The 20,938-nt window shown below is 36.8% G+C and carries 17 protein-coding genes; 11 read left to right on the top strand and 6 right to left on the bottom strand.

Annotated elements, in window-relative coordinates; all coding sequences use genetic code 11:
* Positions 1-71: 71 nt before the first annotated feature.
* Positions 72-1,211, top strand: coding sequence for a glycerate kinase family protein (locus ASE01S_RS12460; RefSeq protein ID WP_067842872.1), 1,140 nt, complete (start codon positions 72-74; stop codon positions 1,209-1,211).
* Here ASE01S_RS12460 and ASE01S_RS12455 read toward each other — a convergent pair.
* Positions 1,180-1,917 carry a MurR/RpiR family transcriptional regulator gene (locus tag ASE01S_RS12455; RefSeq protein WP_067842869.1) on the bottom strand — a complete coding sequence of 246 codons (738 nt, stop codon included), beginning with the start codon at positions 1,915-1,917 and terminating at the stop codon, positions 1,180-1,182. The genes ASE01S_RS12460 and ASE01S_RS12455 overlap by 32 nt on opposite strands.
* Before the next feature lie 1,017 nt (positions 1,918-2,934).
* Here ASE01S_RS12455 and ASE01S_RS12450 point away from each other — a divergent pair.
* From ASE01S_RS12450 to ASE01S_RS12425, 6 genes are all read left to right on the top strand, one after another.
* Positions 2,935-4,224, top strand: coding sequence for a sugar ABC transporter substrate-binding protein (locus tag ASE01S_RS12450; RefSeq protein WP_067842866.1), 1,290 nt, complete (start codon positions 2,935-2,937; stop codon positions 4,222-4,224).
* Positions 4,225-4,289: 65 nt separating this feature from the next.
* Positions 4,290-5,603: a sugar ABC transporter permease gene (locus tag ASE01S_RS12445; RefSeq protein WP_281176909.1), complete on the top strand. Its 1,314-nt coding sequence runs from the start codon at positions 4,290-4,292 to the stop codon at positions 5,601-5,603.
* A gap of 56 nt (positions 5,604-5,659) precedes the next feature.
* A complete protein-coding gene (locus tag ASE01S_RS12440) occupies positions 5,660-6,463 on the top strand; it encodes a sugar ABC transporter permease (RefSeq protein WP_373277957.1) in 804 nt (267 codons plus the stop codon).
* Positions 6,464-7,027: 564 nt separating this feature from the next.
* Positions 7,028-8,785, top strand: a complete 1,758-nt coding sequence (locus ASE01S_RS12435; RefSeq protein ID WP_067842861.1) for a glycoside hydrolase family 13 protein — start codon at positions 7,028-7,030, stop codon at positions 8,783-8,785.
* A 491-nt stretch (positions 8,786-9,276) separates the two neighbouring features.
* A complete protein-coding gene (locus tag ASE01S_RS12430; RefSeq protein ID WP_067842859.1) occupies positions 9,277-10,161 on the top strand; it encodes a 5'-3' exonuclease in 885 nt (294 codons plus the stop codon).
* A gap of 12 nt (positions 10,162-10,173) precedes the next feature.
* A complete protein-coding gene (locus tag ASE01S_RS12425) occupies positions 10,174-10,482 on the top strand; it encodes a DUF898 family protein (RefSeq protein ID WP_067842857.1) in 309 nt (102 codons plus the stop codon).
* A 357-nt stretch (positions 10,483-10,839) separates the two neighbouring features.
* Here ASE01S_RS12425 and ASE01S_RS12420 read toward each other — a convergent pair whose 3' ends face one another.
* A complete protein-coding gene (locus ASE01S_RS12420; protein ID WP_067842855.1) occupies positions 10,840-12,786 on the bottom strand; it encodes an FtsX-like permease family protein in 1,947 nt (648 codons plus the stop codon).
* Positions 12,776-13,537: an ABC transporter ATP-binding protein gene (locus ASE01S_RS12415; protein ID WP_067842852.1), complete on the bottom strand. Its 762-nt coding sequence runs from the start codon at positions 13,535-13,537 to the stop codon at positions 12,776-12,778. Before ASE01S_RS12415 ends, ASE01S_RS12420 begins: the two co-directional genes overlap by 11 nt.
* Positions 13,538-14,055: 518 nt before the next feature.
* On the opposite strand from ASE01S_RS12415, the gene ASE01S_RS12410 reads away from it, so the two are divergent.
* The gene (locus ASE01S_RS12410; RefSeq protein WP_067842849.1) at positions 14,056-14,544 is read left to right on the top strand and encodes a hypothetical protein; all 489 of its coding nucleotides are present in this window, start codon (positions 14,056-14,058) and stop codon (positions 14,542-14,544) included.
* 105 nt (positions 14,545-14,649) lie between these two features.
* Positions 14,650-15,591: a hypothetical protein gene (locus ASE01S_RS12405; RefSeq protein ID WP_067842847.1), complete on the top strand. Its 942-nt coding sequence runs from the start codon at positions 14,650-14,652 to the stop codon at positions 15,589-15,591.
* A gap of 393 nt (positions 15,592-15,984) precedes the next feature.
* On the opposite strand, the gene ASE01S_RS12400 is transcribed toward ASE01S_RS12405, so the two are convergent.
* Positions 15,985-16,974, bottom strand: coding sequence for a sensor histidine kinase (locus tag ASE01S_RS12400; protein WP_067842844.1), 990 nt, complete (start codon positions 16,972-16,974; stop codon positions 15,985-15,987).
* On the bottom strand, positions 16,967-17,662 hold the full coding sequence (locus ASE01S_RS12395; protein WP_067842842.1) for a response regulator transcription factor: 696 nt from the start codon (positions 17,660-17,662) through the stop codon (positions 16,967-16,969). Before ASE01S_RS12395 ends, ASE01S_RS12400 begins: the two co-directional genes overlap by 8 nt.
* 137 nt (positions 17,663-17,799) lie before the next feature.
* Between ASE01S_RS12395 and ASE01S_RS12390 the strand changes: the two genes are divergently transcribed.
* On the top strand, positions 17,800-18,591 hold the full coding sequence (locus ASE01S_RS12390; RefSeq protein WP_067842839.1) for a sulfite exporter TauE/SafE family protein: 792 nt from the start codon (positions 17,800-17,802) through the stop codon (positions 18,589-18,591).
* A gap of 313 nt (positions 18,592-18,904) precedes the next feature.
* On the opposite strand, the gene ASE01S_RS12385 is transcribed toward ASE01S_RS12390, so the two are convergent.
* Positions 18,905-19,399 carry a GNAT family N-acetyltransferase gene (locus ASE01S_RS12385; RefSeq protein ID WP_157065215.1) on the bottom strand — a complete coding sequence of 165 codons (495 nt, stop codon included), beginning with the start codon at positions 19,397-19,399 and terminating at the stop codon, positions 18,905-18,907.
* Positions 19,400-19,794: 395 nt separating this feature from the next.
* Between ASE01S_RS12385 and ASE01S_RS12380 the strand changes: the two genes are divergently transcribed.
* Positions 19,795-20,514: a GntR family transcriptional regulator gene (locus ASE01S_RS12380; RefSeq protein WP_067842832.1), complete on the top strand. Its 720-nt coding sequence runs from the start codon at positions 19,795-19,797 to the stop codon at positions 20,512-20,514.
* The last annotated feature ends 424 nt before the right edge of the window (positions 20,515-20,938 follow it).

The raw sequence follows: 20,938 nt of genomic DNA, 5'->3' as shown, positions 1-20,938 counted from the left end.
GGAAGCAGGACTGACCTGCTTTTGCTTTTTTTGTTATCATGTTTTTAACGAAATACAAAAGGAGAATGAACATGGATGTTTTAGTGGCAATGGATTCCTTTAAAGGATCAATGACAAGTGATGAGGCTAATGCTGCCGTCCAGTTAGCTATTGGAGCTCAACATAAAGTGACAACCTATCCGATTGCAGATGGTGGTGAGGGAACGGTTGCTGCTTTTGTCCAATTACTAGATGGTGAGACAGTAACAGAAACCATTACTGGACCGGACGGATCTCAAATAGAAGGGAAATATGGTTGGATTCAAGATGAAAAACTAGCCATTATTGAGGTAGCCGAAGGAGCTGGTATAACTAAAGTAAAGCCAGAAACGCTTAATCCCTATTTCCATACCAGCTTTGGTGTAGGTGAGCAAATAAAGTCTGCTCTAGATAAAGGTGCACAGGAAATGATCATTGGATTAGGTGGGAGTGCTACTGTAGACGGAGGAGTGGGCTTGCTTCAAGCATTAGGTGTCAAATTTTTAGATCAAAATGGAGCTGAGCTTGACCTGCTTCCGATCCAACTTAATCAAATCAAATCAATTGACAAAAGTCAGCTTGATCCACGCTTGTATAAAGTTAAAATTACGATTGCCTCAGATGTCTCTAATCCATTGTTAGGTGAACAGGGGGCTACGTATATATTTGGTCCACAAAAAGGCTTAGCAAGTCAAACTTTAGCGGCATATGAGCAATCTCTTTCCCAATATGCGCAGCTCGTAAACACAATAACACAGACACATTGTCAGGATGAACCAGGTGCAGGAGCCGCGGGTGGAATTGGCTTTGCGTTCTATTCTTTTTTTGAAACTCGGTTTCAAAGTGGTTTTTCTCTTCTTGCTGAACGGGGAAAATTAGCAGAAAAAATAGCTAAAGCTGATTTAGTTATAACGGGTGAAGGAAAATTTGATTCTCAATCATTAAATGGAAAGGTACCGATTGGGATTAGCGGTTTAGCTCAATCTTGTCACAAGCCTACCATTGTATTTGCAGGTAGTGTTGAAGAAGGTTTAACGGCAATGCCAGAGCGAAATATTATGGCAATTATTCCGATTATTGATCAGCCAATGGATCTAACTCAGGCAATAAAAAATGGTCCGCAGCTACTACATCAAGCAGCCAAGCGCACCATGCTTCTCATTATGTGTGGTATTTCTTTAAATACTCATTAAATAGCAGGTTGATCAAGTAATGAATACTAAAACGATCAGCCGCATCGATACCACTAACTCGAACCTCAGTGGTGAAACCATAGAGTTGGAATGTCGTACGTTTGGCTAGTGGATTGTTGGAAAACCCTGTTATGCTTAGCGTTTTGGCACCAGCTACATTAGCAATCGTAGTAGCCTCTAAAATATTGTCAGTTGTGCCACTTATACTAATCGCAATTGCCAAATCCTTGTCTGTTAACAAACTTGCGTTATGTTTCATCACGTGAGGATCGACAAAGATTTGGCTATTTTTCCCGACTAATTGTAGCCTAGCATCAAGCTCCTGTGCCGGGAAACGAGAAAGCCCCACTGCAAAAAATAGTATTTTATTAGCATGATGAATACAATCGACGAGATGGTCGATTAACTCTGTATTAACTAATTGTTTTGTTTTTATAATCTGTTCATCAAGTGATGTTACCTCGACAAAGTCCGTTTTAGTTTGTATCGAAGCATAGAGCCCCTCTTTAAAATCAGTAAAGCCTTTAAAATCCAATTTTTGACAAAGTCGAATAATAGTATTAGGGGCAGTAAAGTTATCCTTCGCAGCTTCTCGAATCGTCAAATCTTTAATTTCACTTGAACGTTCTAATAAATAATCTAAGATGGACTGTTCTGTTTCGTTTAAGCGGTGTTGATTTTCTTTTAGTCGATCGTAAAAATACATCCATACCACACCCTTTCAACTCTACACCAATAAAAGAATTTTATCATAAGTTGACGGCGGTTTCATAGAGAAAGATTCATCTTGTGAGTGGTTAGCTCGGTTAAGCCAATGCCAATAAGTAAGTTTGAACGGAAAATAGCCTCGGTCAACACCAAAGAAACATCGAATAAATCTTATATCTTTACCACCTTCATTCAGCAGCAGAAGTCTCTTACTTCTAGATAAGTGGTAAGGCGAATGACTAATTCTCTTTCATTCAGGGGGGTAAACCTGGTTGAATCAAGTTAAAGCCTCCGGCGGATGCTACAGATTTTCAGTGCAATTTTATCGAACGAAGTACAATAAAATCTGGTTACAAATTCGCCAAGGTACATTTGAGATAAAGAGAAGGGACTAATTTTAAATGTTTACTATAATCAAGCGTTCTTAATTAAATAATAACGATACTGAATTGTGACAAACTTCTTTTAAACAGACATATTTAGGTCACACTTTTCATAGAATAGAGAAAACGTTTGCGCTGAATTTTGCCTAGTTATTTGAGTATGTTAGGTAAAAACGAGCAAAAACGATGATTAAATCAAATGTAAAAGTCGTTGCATGTTTCAAAGTAATGACATTGTTCCTAATATGAAGAAGACGATAATTTTTAGTAATCAGTTACAAATTAGTGCAAACGTTTTACAAAAATGTAGCTATAATCAGACAAAAAATTCAGAAAATAACCGAAGCGATTTTCGGTCAGGATGGAATGTGGTAGATAGATTAATTTGTTCATAAATGTCTTGATATAACAATAATTAAATCGATTTCATAGAATTTATTTTTTTTTGAAAAAAAGGTTGTCAGATCGTTAGAACTGGTAGTATAATGGAATCAATAAATAGTGCAAGCGATTTCACTTTATTAACTTGTGCTGTTTAGTGCAATCGTTTGTCTTTGTGGTTGATCATTAAGTTTTTACAGACAAATGTTTTGCACCTTTTATTCGTTTAAATTTTGGAGGGGGAAATAAACATGGTAAAGCGTAAATCGATCTGGTTTAATGCACTTTTAATGTCGGTGTTAATGTTTTTCTTAGTTGCCTGTGGTGGAGGAGACTCAACCGAGGACGTCGATACGTCTTCAGAAAGTGACGGTGATGAACAAGTAACAGAAGAAGGAGTTCCTGAAAAGCCGGATTTCTTAAAGGTTTGGGTTAATGATGAAGAACGTCAGTTAGATGCCTATGAGCAAATTTTTAGTAATTTTACAGATGAATATGGTATTGAGGTTGAATTAATCCCGTATTCTATGCTTGATCAGTTAGATGGGATTAGCTTAGATGGTCCATCGGGACAAGGACCAGACTTGTTTTTTCAACCGCATGACCGAATTGGAGATGTACATCTTCAAGGGGTAGCCGCTGAATTGGAGTTCACTGAAGAACAACAAGCCCGTTTAGCAGGATATAATGAGAGTGCACTGACCTCACTGAGCTATGATGGTATTCAGTATGGTATCCCAGCTGTAGTTGAAACCTATGCTCTATTCATTAATACGGATTTAGTTGATCAGGCACCTGAAACTTATGAAGAGCTGATTGAAACAGCTAAAGCGATCACAAATGGTGATACTTATGGATTCCTTGTCAACCCAGTTGATTATTACTTTATGTATCCTTTTATTACGAAAGATGGTGCCTACACCTTTGGTCAGGATGCAGATGGAGTCTATGATCCTGAGGACATTGGACTTAATGTTGAGGGGGCTGTATCTGCTGGAGAAGATATTCAATCATGGTTTGACCAAGGACTTATGCCACAGGGCTTGACGATTGATATCGTCAACGGTTTATTCATGGATGGTCAGGCTGCTATGGTTGTAAATGGGCCGTGGGCAATCCAAGACTACCTTGATGCTTTAGGTGATAGCTTAGAAGTCGTACCATTCCCAACTTATAATGGTGAACGCTTAAATACTCATTCAGGTAATAAGGGTTGGCTAGTAAATTATTATACTGAGAATCAGTATTGGGCAACTGAGCTTGCACTCTATATAACCAATGAAGAAAGCTCAAAAATAATTTTTGAGGATACTGGAGAATTACCAGCACATACATCTGTTGTGATTGATGATGAGTTTATGAATGCATTTTTTGAGCAAACATTATCGGCACATCCAATGCCAAACATTCCTGAAATGTCACAAATCTGGACCCCGATGGAGGAAGCATTAACCTTTATTTCTCAGGGCGACGATGTTCAGGAAGTGTTAGATGAAGCAGTCCATAATATAAGTGAGAATATTGCGATAATGGGACAGTAATGTTTTGGAGAAGGGATTAAAAAGTATTGATCCCTTCTCTTTTAGAGGAGGGAAAGGCATTGGCTATAAAGAAAAAACAAGCAAGTGTACAGAAGCATGAAGGGCCATCACATAGCAACCATAATCCAAAGCTTGCTATGCTACTCTCGATCATTCCGGGCTTTGGTCAAATTTATAATAAGCGCTATGTTAAGGGTACGCTCATTTTTATTTTATTTACAGCCTTTTTAATCGTTTTATTTGACTATTTGCAAACCGGACTTCAAGGTTTAATTTCATTAGGTGAAGTAGAGAGACAAGATGATTCAAGGCTATTTCTAAGCCATGGTATCCTGGCTTTGATTTTGTCTGTATTCTTTATTATCTTTTATGTGATTAATATCCAAGATGCTCGTCACGATGCAGTTAAGATTCGTAATGGCTGGAGAGTTACGGGGATTATGGATGGGTTTAGAAATGCGTGGGATACGGGATTTCCTTATGTACTAGTTGGTCCTGGCTTATTACTACTGATTTTTGTAGTATTGTTCCCGTTATTATTTATGGGTTTTTTAGCTTTTACCAATTATACTTTATACAACTCCCCACCAAGGAGCTTGTTGGATTGGGTTGGTTTCCAGAACTTTATTAATCTCTTTACGATTGATGAGTGGCGGAATACATTTGTTAATGTGCTTTCCTGGACGATCGTATGGACATTAGTGGCTACAACTTTATCTATTGCTGTGGCGATGTTCTTGGCCATATTAACGAATGACAAGCGAATTAGATTTAAGAAATTTATTCGAACCATCTTTATTTTGCCATGGGCTGTGCCTGGGTTTGTTACGATTATCATTTTTTCTGCATTGTTTAATGATAATTTTGGTGCAATAAATGCAGATATCATCGAGCCTTTATTTGGGACCACGATTCCATGGTTAACGAATGCCACCTGGACCAAAATAGCTTTAATTATGATTCAAGTCTGGCTTGGTTTCCCCTATATATATGCATTATTTACTGGGGTATTACAGGGGATTTCAAATGATTGGTACGAAGCCGCAGAGATGGACGGAGCTACGCGTTGGCAAAAGTTTCGTAACATTACGTTTCCGCATCTCATGTTTGCGACTGGACCGCTATTAATTACACAGTATACCTTTAACTTTAACAACTTTAATATTATCTTTTTATTCAATGGAGGAGGACCGCCAGTTAGAGGGCAAACAGCTGGGGCAACCGATATTTTACTTTCTTGGATTTACAATTTAACTTTTTCAAATTCTCAATTTAGTATGGCTGCAGCCATATCCATTATTTTAGGTATTATTGTAGCGACATTTGCCTTTTTCCAATTCCGTCGCTCACGTTCCTTTAAAGAGGAGGAGACATACTAATGACAGGAAAAAAACCGATTAGTCGAAAAACAAAAAATATTATTGAGTTAACGATCATGTACTTAATTATCGGGATAGTGTTTGTCATTATTGCTTATCCTCTACTTTGGGCATTTGGAATGTCCTTGAATCCAAGTTCCAATCTGTACGGTGCATCTATTATTCCTGAAAATTGGTCTTTTACCCACTATCAATGGTTATTTACGGATCCGAGAAGTAACTATTTGATTTGGTATCGTAATACCTTGATTGTTGCATTTTCTGTGTCTCTGATCGGAACACTACTCGTCGGCTTAACGGCCTATGCCTTTTCACGTTATCGCTTTAAAGGTAGAACTTATGGAATCTATGCTTTCTTGCTTCTGCAAATGTTTCCCGTTTTAATGGCGATGGTTTCTCTATATATATTACTGAATACGATCAATTTACTAGATACCTTACTTGGCTTGATTATTATCTATGTAGGTGGCAATATCCCGATGAACGCTTTTCTAGTTAAAGGTTATTTTGATACATTACCTCGAGAGCTAGATGAGTCAGCTAAGATGGATGGGGCAGGTCACTTTAGAATTTTCTTTCAGATTCTTTTACCACTTGCCAAGCCGATTTTAGCGGTTGTTGCTTTGTTTAATTTCATGAATCCATTTATGGATTATATTCTGCCACGGATCGTTTTAAGAAGTCCAGAAAACTATACTTTGGCTTTAGGGCTTTTCAATTTTGTCAATGATCAATTTTCTAATAACTTTACTCGCTTTGCTGCCGGCGCTATCTTAATAGCCATACCGATTGCAACTGTATACTTATTCCTACAAAAGTATCTGATTTCTGGGTTAGCTTCAGGTGCTACAAAGGGTTAGTATATTAAACGATCTGGAAAAATAGCAGATGGCTCCAGCTTGTTGACAAATTCCCTTTTTGGGGAAGGTCAACAAGCTACTTTGATGAATGGGTCAGCTGATAGATTTAGAGGGAAAGTACTTTCATAAGTATATTTAAGTTATTCGTATAACACGGTATATTTATTCTAATTAATTAAACTTCTACGTATATAAGTGTTATAAACGGTCAAATTAATGACTTCAGAATGTTCTAATCTAGTGGCTATTAGCTGTTGACTTTTCAAATAATATTATCTAAAATAAACTCATAAAAGATAAAGGCAATGTAACTCTAGGGTTCAACCTCGTTTATTAAAATGTGGTTGGACCCTTTTTGCATTTATAGGAAAGGAGCTTGGTGATGATTAGGAGATGATTGAGCAGATGATAGAGAGGACATTAGCCTTGATAGGACTAGATAATCAAATTTGTTTTAGATCGTCTAGGATGATTTTGGAACGACTAACTTAATCGAATCATGAAAACTGGACGATCGATGGTTTTAAAAACAAACGGTTGCACTAAATGAAGGAGAGGATAGTAATGATTAAAGAAGCGATTTATCATAAGCCTGTTAACCAATATGCATACAGCTATGACAAAAACCATTTGCATATTATGCTTCAAGCCAAACGAGCTGATCTTGAAAGTGTTCAATTAATCTTTGGTGATCCTTATGATTTTAATGGGAGTCAGTGGAATTACCACTTAAAAAGCATGAAGAAATCAGGATCATCGCAAAGTTTAGATTATTGGAAAATAGAAATTGAGCCTGCTTTTCGTCGTATGCGTTATGGTTTTCTCTGTCAAGATAAGAATGGGGGAGTTAGTTATTTTACCGAAAAGGGACACACTGACGAGCTACCAGAGCAGATAGGTGCTTACTTTTGCTTTCCTTATTTACATGAGGTAGATATCTTTACTGCCCCAAGCTGGGTAAAAGATACGATCTGGTATCAGATTTTCCCAGAGCGGTTTGCTAATGGGAATCCAACCTGGAATCCAACTGGAACCTTATCATGGGGAGAGCATAAACCTACTCCTGACAATTTTTTTGGTGGTGATCTCCAAGGGGTCATTGATCACTTAGATTATTTAGTTGAATTGGGAATCACAGGAATTTATTTTTGTCCAATTTTTAAAGCTAGCTCCAATCATAAATATGATACGATTGACTATTTCGAGCTTGATCCGCAATTTGGAGATAAGCAAACCCTTCGTAAACTCGTCCGAGACTGTCATAAACGCGGGATCAGAGTCATGCTTGATGCTGTTTTTAATCATAGCGGCTTTGAGTTTACCCCGTTTCAGGATGTGCTAAAACACGGACAAAAGTCAAAATACAAAGATTGGTTCCATATCTGGGATTTTCCAATTCAAACAAGCCCGCACCCGAATTATGATGCATTTGGATTTGTTGCTAGTATGCCTAAATTAAACACAACGAATCCAGAAGTGAAAGACTATTTACTAAGAGTAGGACGCTATTGGATTGAGGAATTTGATATTGATGGCTGGCGGCTTGATGTGGCAAATGAAATCGATCATACTTTTTGGCGAGCATTTCGCAATGAGATGAAATCGATAAAGCCGGATCTATATATCCTTGGTGAGATATGGCATGATTCCATGAAATGGCTTCAAGGAGATCAATTTGATGCTGTCATGAATTATCCACTTAGAGAAAGTATCATTGATTTTTTTGCTGCCGGGGCGATTCGAGCCGATCAGTTTGACGATCGCCTAACAGATCTACTCCATATGTATCCAGACAATGTTCAAAAGGTTCTATTCAATTTACTGGATAGCCATGATACAGATCGAGTCTTGACATTAGCTAACGGAAATAAAGATCGAGTTAAATTAATGTATGTATTCCTGCTTTCATTTATTGGCACACCATGTCTCTATTATGGAGATGAAATCGGTATGGCTGGTGGAGGAGATCCGGAGTGTCGAGCATGTATGGAGTGGGACCGAGAAAAACAAGATTTAGAGCTGTTTACGTTTGTTCAGAATTTAATACGGATTAGAAAAGAAGAACCTGCCTTCGGCTCAGACGCTGCGTTTAAGATGATCCAAGCAGATGCAGAAAAAAATCTCCTTGTTTATGAAAAAAAGAACAGCAAAGCTCATTTGGTATTCATCATCAATAATAATGATTTCGAGCAAAAGCTTAATATAGTTGAAATGGCTGGAAAGCAAACAAGAGCATTATTTAATGAGCCAGCAGTAAACTTACATGAAGATGGAACGATTAAATTACCGCCATATGGCTTTCAATGCTATCAACTCCTTTAAAGATCGGAGAGCCTAAAAAAAGAAAAGCGGACTGAAGAAAAATATGATCACCAAATTAAGAAACCAAATCTAACTGAATTCAACTCAGTTATGATTTGGTTTTTCTTGGCACGATAAGGAAGTATAGCTTTTCTATCAGACTAAAGGAAACGAAAGCCTTCGTCAGAGGACTTGACGATAAGCGGAATTTTTCTAAACTAGCTTTCTCTGCCTTATTAAAAAGCAAAGGTTATTCGTATTCCAAGAAAAACAGGTATGGTTACCGTTGATTAAAAAGAACGTGTCTTGTCGATATGCGTTTGCCGTTAGCTGAAACCACTGTAAGCTTTTTAATGGTATACTAGGTTTATAGAGTTATTTGAATGATACCAAGTTATAGGGGATAGCTCACTTGGGGACTTGTTTTTTACTACTCCGTATTAACTGGTATGCGCTTCTGAATGGATAGCTTTTTGAACACCGATGATATCTAAATTTAAAGGGGTTTTAACATGGGAGAAAAAAATTTACTTATAATTGATGGGTTTAACCTATTAAGTCGCGCCTATTTCGCTACAGCATATAATAAGACAGAGGATCAGCTAACGCGAAATCGATCAGGGCAGTACATTAATGCGTTACGCGTTTTTTTTCAAAAGTTATATAACTTAATTAATGAGCATCATGTTAATCATGTAGCGATTGCTTGGGATATTAAACGTGAAGAAACGGAACGCCGTCAAAAATATGATTTCTATAAAGCAAGTCGTAATGAACTGCCAATGCCATTGATACAGCAATATGAAACACTAACAATGATCCTTGAACAGCTAGGTATTGTACAATTGACCATTCCACCACATGAGGCTGATGATGTGATTGGATCATTAGCGAAAAAGTGGTCGGAAAAGCCATTAGGTCATTGTTATATATACAGTAATGATAAGGATTTATTACAATTGTTAAATGAGCACACCACACAAATTATCGCTCAAAAAAGAAATGAGATGCTTTACACCGTCAATCACTTTAAAGCTGATTATCAAATTGAGACTCATCAATGGATTGATGTTAAAGCATTATTGGGGGACACGAGTGATAATATTCCCGGTGTAGCAGGTATAGGGCAAAAGTCAGCTCTGCCATTGATTCAACACTATCAATCTATCGAAAACCTTTATCAAACACTACCGAATATTGATGCTAAGTTCAATCGTTGTCGAAAGAAGTTGATTGCTGGCGAATTATCTGCTAAAATAAGCAAAGATCTGGCAACAATTAACTGTGATATCGGACTTTTTGTTGATTTTGAGTTAGAGCAATTATACTATTCTCCTAAGTCTAATTACGTTAATGATGTGTTGGCAGAACTCGATATTAGAATACGTATGAGTTAAAGGAGTGAAGGAATGGAAAAGCAATCTTATTTTGATGGTGGATTATTTGAGTATATTGGCTGGGTGATCGTAGGAGCGTTTGTAACGGTGATTACTCTTGGGATCTGCTATCCATGGTCATTAGTTGTACGCTATCGTTGGAAAATTAATCACACTGTGGTTGAAGGGAGACGCCTGAAATTTAATGGTACAGCAACTGGTCTGTTCGGAAATTGGATTAAATGGTGGCTGCTGACAATTGTAACATTAGGAATATATGGTTTCTGGTTATTTATTAAGCTAGAACAATGGAAGGTTAAGCATACAACATTCGTAGATTAATAAAAAATAAGGCTGGGACATAACTAAATAATGAAAATGAGTATCCGAATATTCTGAACTAAGCGTAGGTAAAACACATAGACTCCTGTGGAAACATGTTTTTTCGGTGGGACGAGTAACCCAGTCCCACACGAGCTGGGATCCACCGTGTCAAGTGTACTTCCTTACACAGATAGCCGAAGCCGTGCCCACGGCTAGGGAGACACTGAATTTATGAAGAGATGTCTCCATTGTGCTGGCAAGTGAAAGCGAAGTGTTTTGCCGAAGCGCTATAAGTATTGAATCATTAATGTTCGGATTTTCCTTATCTAATTACTCTTTTGTCCAGCCTCATTTTTGTTCTAGTTAGCTTTGGCTTTAATTTTTATAGGATAGTGCGTGATGAATGACTTGGCGATAATAGGCTACGGATAGTAAGCCAAAGCAAGAATACAGGGCTGTATAAAGAACCATCACGGCTAACATCGGTGTCCAAAGCTCTGTGCCAAAGAAGAACCAACCAGATTGGACCGCAAAGTAGCTATGAGATAATCCTAATATTAAAGGAATGCCAAAATTGAAAAATTGTTTTGCGATAATACCTTTAGTTAAATCTGCCTCAGTGAAGCCGAGTTTACGTAAAATCGTGTAGTTGCCCTTCTCCAGTTCACTTTCATCCATTTGTTTAAAATAAAGAATGCAGCCTGATGTGATCAGAAAAGTCAGGCCTAAAAAACCAACGATAAACATGATTAGTCCCATGCTTTGCTTTTGTTCCTGACTAAAGCTGATACGGGATAATGCTTGAGATCCAAATTCATTTGAGACCGTGGTCAAATGTTGATTCGCTTGTTCAAGTTGATCACGGTCAGTTATTTCTATGCCGATGAAGACACTTTGGTCATTGTCTAATTGGTTTGCCAGTTGCTCAAAGGTATCCGCCGTTACAATGGCAGTTGGCAATCCGCCACTTGTTAATGTATAAGGTAAGATAGTATCTTTAATCATTCCGGTAAATTCCTGAGAAATTGTTGTCTCCTTGGTAAGCCAAACTAATTCTCCTTCGTTTTTAAACGCTAACATAGATTGGGTTATTGGACTATCACCAACCATCTTTACTTCTCCCTGATCAACCTCCATATGCTCGACTACTTCTTCAGATACAACTGGTACAATAAATGATGAATCAAATTCATTTAGCAGATCAAGAGGTGTGGTTAGAATACCATCAATATCTGCCTCAACATAAATAACCTCTCTGACTATTCGCTCGTAGTCGATCCCCTCTTGTGTCAAGACAGTCGAAAATTGCTCTGCTGCTTGCTCGGTGGTAAAAGCAAAATCTGTAACAACATTTTGTTCAGCATTTTTATCGGCGGAATAATAAGTAATATAGCTTAGTGAGAGCAGACCGATCGCAAGTGCTGAAACGGTCGTGATAATCGTTAGTAAGAGCGAATTTGATTTCATTCTAAACATAAGTGAAGACAGACCTAGAACATGTTTAATGGATAAGTAACCTTTTTTATGTTTACGGATTAGATTTAAGATAAAGCTGACGGATCCTTTGAAAAAGAAATAGGTGCCGATAATTACACTAGTTAAAATAAATGTCATGGCTAGAAACAATTTATCCATTGTGGCAAAGGCACCATCGAATAGTCGTTGAGACACAAAGTAGCCAATAATGATTAAGCTTAAGCCGATCATCCCGATGATCATATTAAGGACAGAAATTCGACGGAGTTGATTTTCAGTTGACCTTAGCACATGAAACAAGCTTAATATTGTCTGCTTTCGAATAAAAAAGTAATTGGTTAATGCGATTAGAACAAAGACAATGGTAAAAACAATCAACGTTTGACTAAGGGCTTGTGGTGCAAATCTTAACTTGGCAAGATAATCGACATTAGTTATTTTAATTAAGATCATCATAACTAGCTTGGAAAAAACAAATCCAATCCCAATCCCAACAACGAGTGAACTAAAATAAATCACACTGTTTTCTATTGTTAAAATACCGAAAATACGGTCCTTTGTTAAACCAATTAACTGAAACAGTCCAATCTCACTACTACGACGTTTTATAAAAATTCGATTTGCATACAGCAAAAATATAGCAACGATGGCAAAGAGTAAAACAGAGGCTGATCGAATTGCAGCAGCACCTTTGATTGAACCACTCACTTCATTTAGTGCTGGATCGTATTGAAGCGTGACGAAAGAAAAGTAAAGAGAAACACTAAATATCAAAGCAAGTACATATAAATAATAATGGCGGATATTCTGTTTTAAGCTTTGAATGATTAACCGTTTAAGCGTCATGATGCACCCCACCTAACACAGCTTGGGTTTTCATAATATCTTGATAAAAGTCATTTCGGGATTGATCACCTTTATTGAGTTGTGTGTAAACCCGACCATCCTTTATAAAAATAACACGCTTTGAAAAGCTTGCCGCCGTCATATCGTGTGTCACCATCACAATGGTTGTTTGTCTGTTTTGATTTAATTGACCTAGTTTATCCAATAAATCTGAAGCTGACTTTGAATCAAGTGCACCAGTAGGTTCATCGGCAAAGATGATGCTAGGCTGATGAATAAAGGCACGTGCGGCGGATGTCCGTTGTTTTTGACCACCAGAAATCTGACTCGGGTAATGGTTGGCGATTGATGTCAATCCAAGCTCTGTGGCAATCGACTGAAATCGATTTTGTGCTTCTTTTTTTGATAACCCCATAATCGATAAAGGAAGAAGAATGTTTTCCTTTACTGTTAAAGTATCCAATAGATTATACTCTTGAAAAATAAAACCAAGGTGCTGTTTGCGGAATTCTGCTAGCTGTCTTTCTTTTAGCTTGGTCATTTCTTTTCCTTCAATCTTGATTGAGCCTTGACTAAGCTTGTCAATTGAGGAGAGCACATTTAATAATGTCGTTTTCCCTGAACCGGATGGTCCCATAATACTAACAAACTCACCAGATTCAATGGCTAAATCAATGCCCTTTAAGACAGCTTGTTTATTAAATTTATTACCATAGCTTTTGTGAATTTGGGTCGCTTCTAATATATTCATATTTTGCTCTCTCCTTCATTGGTCATAAGCTTATTATAGGTTGATTAAGTGGACTTTGCGTTTGATTGGTCTTACAAATTGACCAAGCATGTGACGTTTTTGTCACATGCTTGTGAGAGTGAGTCCTATATGAGTGTATGTGAGTAGTAAGGACTTAAAATAAGTTAACCTATCATCGCACCTAGATCATAACAGAGTTGAGTCCCTTAACTATATCTTTTCCATAGACCTAAGATTAATAAAGGAGCCATAGCACTTAGAGTTCATGCTTAACAAGTACACGCTAATCAATCTATGGTTCTTTTATTTTTAAGTGTATGGTTTATACTTATCAATCTTTAAAGACGATCATAATTTCAAAAAGGTGACGATAAGACCTTCTCAATTCTATTTATTATTATTTATTTTGAAAAATTAGGTATTTTAATTTACTTATACTGGTATTATTGTTATTCTGAGTACAGAATAGTACATAAAATATTTCACATCACTTTATCATAGGGAGGAGGTGTTTAATTTTGAAAAAATTATGTTTACTGTTTCTGGTCATCTCAATCTTTATTAGTCTCCCTTCGACAGCTCTTTTTGCTTCTGAACTAGAAGTAAAGGTCGGTGATTCCTTCTTCCTGAATGGAGAAGAGGTTCATTTAGTTGATGAAGATGTTGATGAGTCCTATGAAGAATCAGAAGGATTTAGTTTATTTGCTAAAGCAGGTCAAAGGCGTTCCTCAACTAAAACCTATAAACCATTATTCTCAGCCAGATATTCCATTTCAAAGTCTGAAGCAGATTATCAACAAAACTCAATAGGTGTGAGAGGACGTATCTTTGATAAGGATGGTGGCCTACTTAAATCTAAATCAGATTCACAAAAGCACTCAACTATAGCAAGTGTTAAAGTGGAAGATCCCACGAATCCGATGAAATCTAAATTGGCTGTTGGAAACCACACATATAAAAGAGATGGTTTTAAAGATACGTATCCCGAAACAAAATCTAATTGGTAGCATTAAGATACGTTTCTCGTAACAAAATCTAATTGGTAACATTAATTAAGGTAGTAAGACCTTTATTACTACCTTTTTTTATTTCGAGTTGGGAGTTGGTTAATCGTGAATATAAGCCCAAAAAAACTAGCCTATTTTCTAGTTGTTTTGATCATCTGTGTTTTTTCTTTAAGCTATATCTACAGAGTGAACAAACAGGATCTTTCAAATGCTGAACCATATACACAGGAAAGAGAAGAAGTGGGATTGTCAATCAGTGATCGGTCTGGTGCATTTTTGTTCGATGAAGAACTTCTTGAAGTATCGGATGGACGTGTGGCATTAACCGTTTGGCTGGAACATACAAAGAAAGAAGCCGAGGAGTATGGGCTAATTGTATTGCAAAATTTTATCCAAACTCCTTTTTACATAGACGGTATTCATATTGACCACATTTTTGAATTTGAGGCTGAATCCCATTCGGAAAATGAACTACAAATAGACGTCCCAATTAATGAGGAAACTTTAGAACTTGCGATTATTATAGTCAGAAAACCAAATAATATGATTGAGGGTTATCAATTAGAAACTGCCTTGCAATTGGAACAAGTATTTGTAAAGAGGTATATAATAAAGGATCAACCGAATTATAATAAAGAAAGAATGCTAACGGTCGCTGAACCTGATAAGGTTATACAAGATGATCTTGATCCTGATTTATTTATTAGTTCACAATCGGTTGATCTCACACCATTTTCTTCGATCAGTGAAGATGATAAGTTTTACATGCATGTTGGAAACAGTTTATTATCAGAGGAACCCATTGATTATATAATCGTTGGCTTCAAAGATTGGATCCAATACCCATTTATTGACAACGACAAGGCTCTTTATGTTCCGGAAAATTGTTCAGGCGAGAGAAAAGTTTTTGAGTTAATAACGCCTTTAGTGGAGGAAAAGGAAACAATTCAGTTTATTGCCTTTCCATACCCCTATGAAATATGGGATGGTCGATTTTATGTGAAAGCTCAGGGATCATTTAGGATAGTTGCTGAGCCCTCAGACTAGTGTACTGGAATTACTGGGGAATTTTATACTTAGTCATATAACCAAACTTAGTAATGTATAATCCATTAAGATGGATCATGTACATTACTTTTTTTATCACAGATAACCGCCGTAAAACGTCCACCTCAAAATTGGAGAGCAGAGCTAAATCTGTTTAGGCGGGAGATAACGGATGTAATGTCCAGATTTACTCAACTGCCAATCAATGGGAGAAGAACGGTAAACGCCCACTGATTGAATGTACTATGATGATATTCATTTCGCTGATCAACTGATTAAGCGTGTTGGCAAGACTTTTCAACACAATATTGCAATCAAATCATACACAACGTTGCAGCTGAAAATTCTCTTTAATTATTTCCTTACAAATTAACCAAGCATGTGACGTTTTTGTCACATGCTTGTGAGAGCGAGCCATGCATTTTTACTAGGGAAGGTTAGGATAAAGGATGTTCCTTTGCCGAGGTTCGAGTTAACCTCAATCTGAATATGGAGCGATGCGGCAATTTTCTTAGCTAAATAGAGTCCCATCCCAGTTGAAGCCTGATCCTGATGATGTGAAGTAGAGGTAAAGCCTTTATCAAATATTCGTGGCAGATCCTTAGCTGCAATCCCACGTCCGTAATCAGAAATTTCCAGTTTGACTTGATTAGCCTTAGAATAAGAATGAATGCTAATATCATGATTATTACTATATTTGATCGCATTGGTGATAAATTGTCTTAACAAAAAAGCAAGCCATTTACTATCACTCGTTACATGAGTCGCAGCTAATTTAAGGTCAAAACCAATTCCTTTTTGCTTACACCATGTGTAAAGTGGTTTAATCTCTGCTGAAATGATGTCATTTAAAAAGATATTTTCAATAAATAAATCGTTTTCGATAAATGGCATTCGTTTTTGATGAAGTTGTTGGTCTAAAAGTAAGTAGACACGAAGCCACTGATAACGTAAGCTTTCTTTTATGCTAGGATCCTCGATTCGTTCAATTATTAATTGCATGGCCGTCATCGGCGTTTTAACTTCATGGATCCAACGCAGCATCTCATCTTTTTCTTGTTCAAGCCATACTTCACTATTGGCAATCATGTCTTCTGTCGAAAGTTGCTTGGCTTCGATGAAATCATGCACGATTTTTTCCAATGGTGAATTTGGATCGCTTAACTGCTCATCGCTTTCCTTAAGCGCCCGGTAGAAGGGAGCCTCCTTGCGGTACCGAATAGAAATGAAGGCGATAAACAATAAGCTTGATAGCAAATTAAGATAAAGCATTCCTTTTACGGATAGAGTAGGATCTAAGACGGCAATAAAAAAGCCAAGCAACTGCATGCTTACGAAGAAGAACAACCAGCTACGTCGTTCAATTAAATAGGTTCTAATCATATTTAATCTCCTCTTCTAAAGCGATATAGCCGTGTCCAACTTTTGTTTGAATATATTGTCCCAGTCCTAGCTCATCAAGCTTTTTTCTTAACCGGTTCACATTAACGGTTAATGTATTGTCACTAATAAAGCGACTGTCTTGCCATAAAGCCTCCATCAATTGATCACGACTAACAATCTTGTTTTTATGTTCAATTAAAACCTTTAAAATAAAGGCTTCGTTCTTAGTCAGCTCAATCTGCTCGTTGTCTTTTGCTATTGTATTTTTCTCTAGGTCTATCGTTGAACCACACCAGCTTTTAAGCTGGATGACATCATTATTATAATTATAAACGCGGCGCAAAATTGCCTGAATCTTTGCAATTAAAACATCAAAATTAAATGGTTTTTGAATATAATCATCAGCTCCTAGCTGCATCGACATTACCATATCTGTTGGATGATCTCTAGAGGAAAGGAAAATAATCGGGACACTTGAATGTGAACGAATCATCCGACACCAATGAAAGCCATCGAATTTTGGTAATTGGATATCAATAATGACTAAATCAGGTGCTATCGATGAGAACTGTTGCATAACTTGGTCATAGTGATCAATGGTATAAACAGAATAAGACCACGCAGATAAACGGGTTTTGATTTCCTGGCATAGCGTTTGATCATCTTCAATTAGTAGGATTTTAAACATAATCACTCACCGCACTTTTCTCTTTATTCTGTTCCATTGTACCTGACTTTATATCATTGGACTAGGGCTGAATCACACCTGACTAAAACGACGGTAACATGCTATACTAAATAGATTGTTGACAAGGGGGACTGTTAATGTTTGTTATCTATCTTTTAATTGGATTTTTAGCTACTTTTGCTGGTGCCATGGCGGGTTTAAGCGGTGGTGTCATCCTTAAACCTGTGCTGGACTTCTTTGGTCACTATGATTTGGCTAGTATTGGTGTCTTATCAGGGGCCTGTGTATTGGCTATGTCGAGTGTATCGTTAATTAGCTCGAACAAACAGGGACAACAAGTTAAACGTGTTCAAAGCTTTTTAATTGCCATAGGTTCAGTTATCGGTGGAACGTTAGGTAAAAGTATCTTTAATCGTATTTTTACAAGTGTACAATTATCTCAACATGTCGGCTGGATTCAGTCGTCTTTGTTGATTGTCATTTTAGTAATTATTTTTATTTTTATTAAATACCGGCAAAACTTTAAAACCTATCAGATTAAACATCCACTCGTGATTCTCATGGTTGGCTTGACTTTGGGGCTAGCTGCTGCATTTCTAGGGATTGGCGGCGGACCATTAAATGTTGCGATTTTGAGTTGGTTATTTTCAATGGATGCCAAAGCTGCTGCACTTAACTCCATCTTTATTATTTTCTTCGCCCAACTATCCGGGATGCTTGTCGTGTTTTTTACAACGGATGTTTCTGACTATCATTTAACGATGCTCCCAGTTATGATCGTTGGGGGAATAACAGGTGGTTTACTAGGTTCACGGCTAAGGATTTGGTTAACGGTGAGACATGTAGAGCTAATTTTTAACACCCTTATTGTCGGAATTATTTTTCTTAATGCTTATAATCTTTTGGTGTATGCGGGGCTAGCTAATTAATGATAGCTCGTGTTATAGAAGATGAGAATACTCCAGCTTACTTAATAGGGTAGAGTATTCTCGTCTATTAACGTTAAAATCATCAGAATAACGACTGGAGATATAGTAAAGTAAACCCGAATATAATTGAGGAAAATAAGACATTGATCCATGAGCAGATCAAATATCTGAAATTTGTTGAAATATATCAAGCTATTTTGTTCATGGTTTGTCTATGTTGAAGCCTTCATCTCCTGAGGCGATAGCAGCTCTAGTTTTCATGTAGAGCTGAGCTGAATGTTTTACCATAGTTTCAATATTAATGATTACTAATCTAGCCCAATCCACGTTCATTCAATGGCTTGATCAATACAAGTTCATCTCTAATAGGGATACCATCATAACCAATTAAGGGTATCTCTGGTTTTAACGCTCTTGCTTTCTCAACGGCATGATTGATAATTTTGGAGATAAAAAAACCTCTTTTTTGATAAAACTTTAATGCTAATAGGTTATCGTTAGTTGTTATAACTTTAATGCGTGTACACTTCTTCTTCATTGCAAGCTTTTCTACTTCTTGAACTAAGGCTGTACCTTTTCCTTTACCTTTATCAACACTATCTAATGATATGATCTCACATTCGTTAGTTCTCATTATGTAAGTGATCAAGCCGATTATTTCGACTTCTTCGTTTACAACTGCAAAGCCATCTAGGGTACTACAATCATAAACTCCACTGGAAATAACCATTTCTGGACTTCCCCAATGAAGCTTGAAAAATTCTATCATCTTATTTTTGGGTAAATTCTCAATGGCATAGATTTTCAACATCAATCACCTCAATGGTTGTTAAGCTGCTCTTGTCTAGCTGAACAAATCAATAACGATTAGCTTATCTTCATGGATGCTAGGTTTGCAATCAATAGATTGCCTTTAATTATCAAGTCTTTGATCGTGCCTGTATTAATGCTGGTTGGCTTAACTAAGCTATTGTCTTTTGCTAATAAGCTCATTATAAAGTGCTCGTTTATCTAAAGCAAATGATCGATGGTTTACTTAACTAAAAGACCATTAAACCTGGCATTATTTTGCAAGTTCTTGCTTAATTTTTTGTTCACTATTTCGATACATAGAGACCTAAAATATTCAGACTGAACATGGATAACATTTGTTATAATAAATCTAGACAGTTTGAATACATTTTGATTTGGAGGTTTGGGGTAATGGCAAAACCAAAAAAAATCCCTAAATATAAAATAATAGAAGATTATATTCTACAAAAAATAAAAGGCGGGGAATATCAAAAAGGTAGTCCAATTGAAACTGAGCAGGAATTAATTGATAAGTTTAAGGTCAGTCGTGTAACAGTTCGGCAGGCGACCAATAACTTAGTTGCTAAAGGTTTCTTATCTAGAAGTCAGGGAAGTGGAACCTTTGTCACGAATCAAAAAGTTGTGGAAAGGTCAACAAATATTAAAAGCTTTACAGAGGAAATGCGTGAATCAGGCAAGCAAGCTTCTACCGAAATTATTGAATTCAAGGTTACTCCGGCCAATGACGATATTGCTAAAAAGCTATCGATTAACAAAGGTGAACCCATTTATTTTATTAAACGACTTAGAAAAGCAGATGACGTGCCAATGATGCTAGAGACGAACTATATGGACGTAAAGGTCTATCCGAATCTTTCTTATGATAAAATGAGCAAGTCGAAATATCGCTTTATAGAAGAGTCAACACAAGAAACCATCGATCACTCGCATCACATTGTTGTCCCAATTATGCCTTCGGAAGAAGTGGTGAAGTATTTTGGTTGTGATCCTTCTACACCGGTGCTGAAGGTGTTGAATTCAACGTATTTATCAAATGGTCAACTCCTTGACTATACTGAGCTGATTTTAAACGGTGATGAATATCAATATCAATCTGTTAGGGGTAAATAGGAAAAAGCAAGCTGGCTTTGATCAGGCTTGCTTTTTTTATGTAACATCTCTAACCAGTCTATCATTGGACTATAGGTAATGATGTATCATTTATGACAAAGAGAATCAATATTGATCGTTTACTAAGGTATCTAGGTAAACTATCATATTAATGGGGTTTAAGAGGATGCTTAAAAATCCCTAAAGGATAAGTGTCGCATCTCATGGTTGGTTGTGTTCGTGCTACTTGTGTAAAATGGCTATGATCCGTTTGCTGATGACTGACCAGGATGCTTCTCATTCGTCGCTGTAACAAATACTTTTAGGGAGGACTTGCAAGATGAATATTAAGTATAAATAGACAAAACAGTAAATAAATTATAAATAAAATGATTGTATCAATATAATGTAAGCGCTTTAAAATCTTTAGCAGAAGTCTACCATT

The organism is Amphibacillus sediminis NBRC 103570, from assembly GCF_001552275.1.
In the GTDB taxonomy this organism is placed as follows: Bacteria; Bacillota; Bacilli; order Bacillales; family Amphibacillaceae; genus Amphibacillus_B; species Amphibacillus_B sediminis.
The sequence above is the reverse complement of the archived record's forward strand: the minus strand, read 5'-3'. Positions and strand labels throughout refer to the sequence as shown.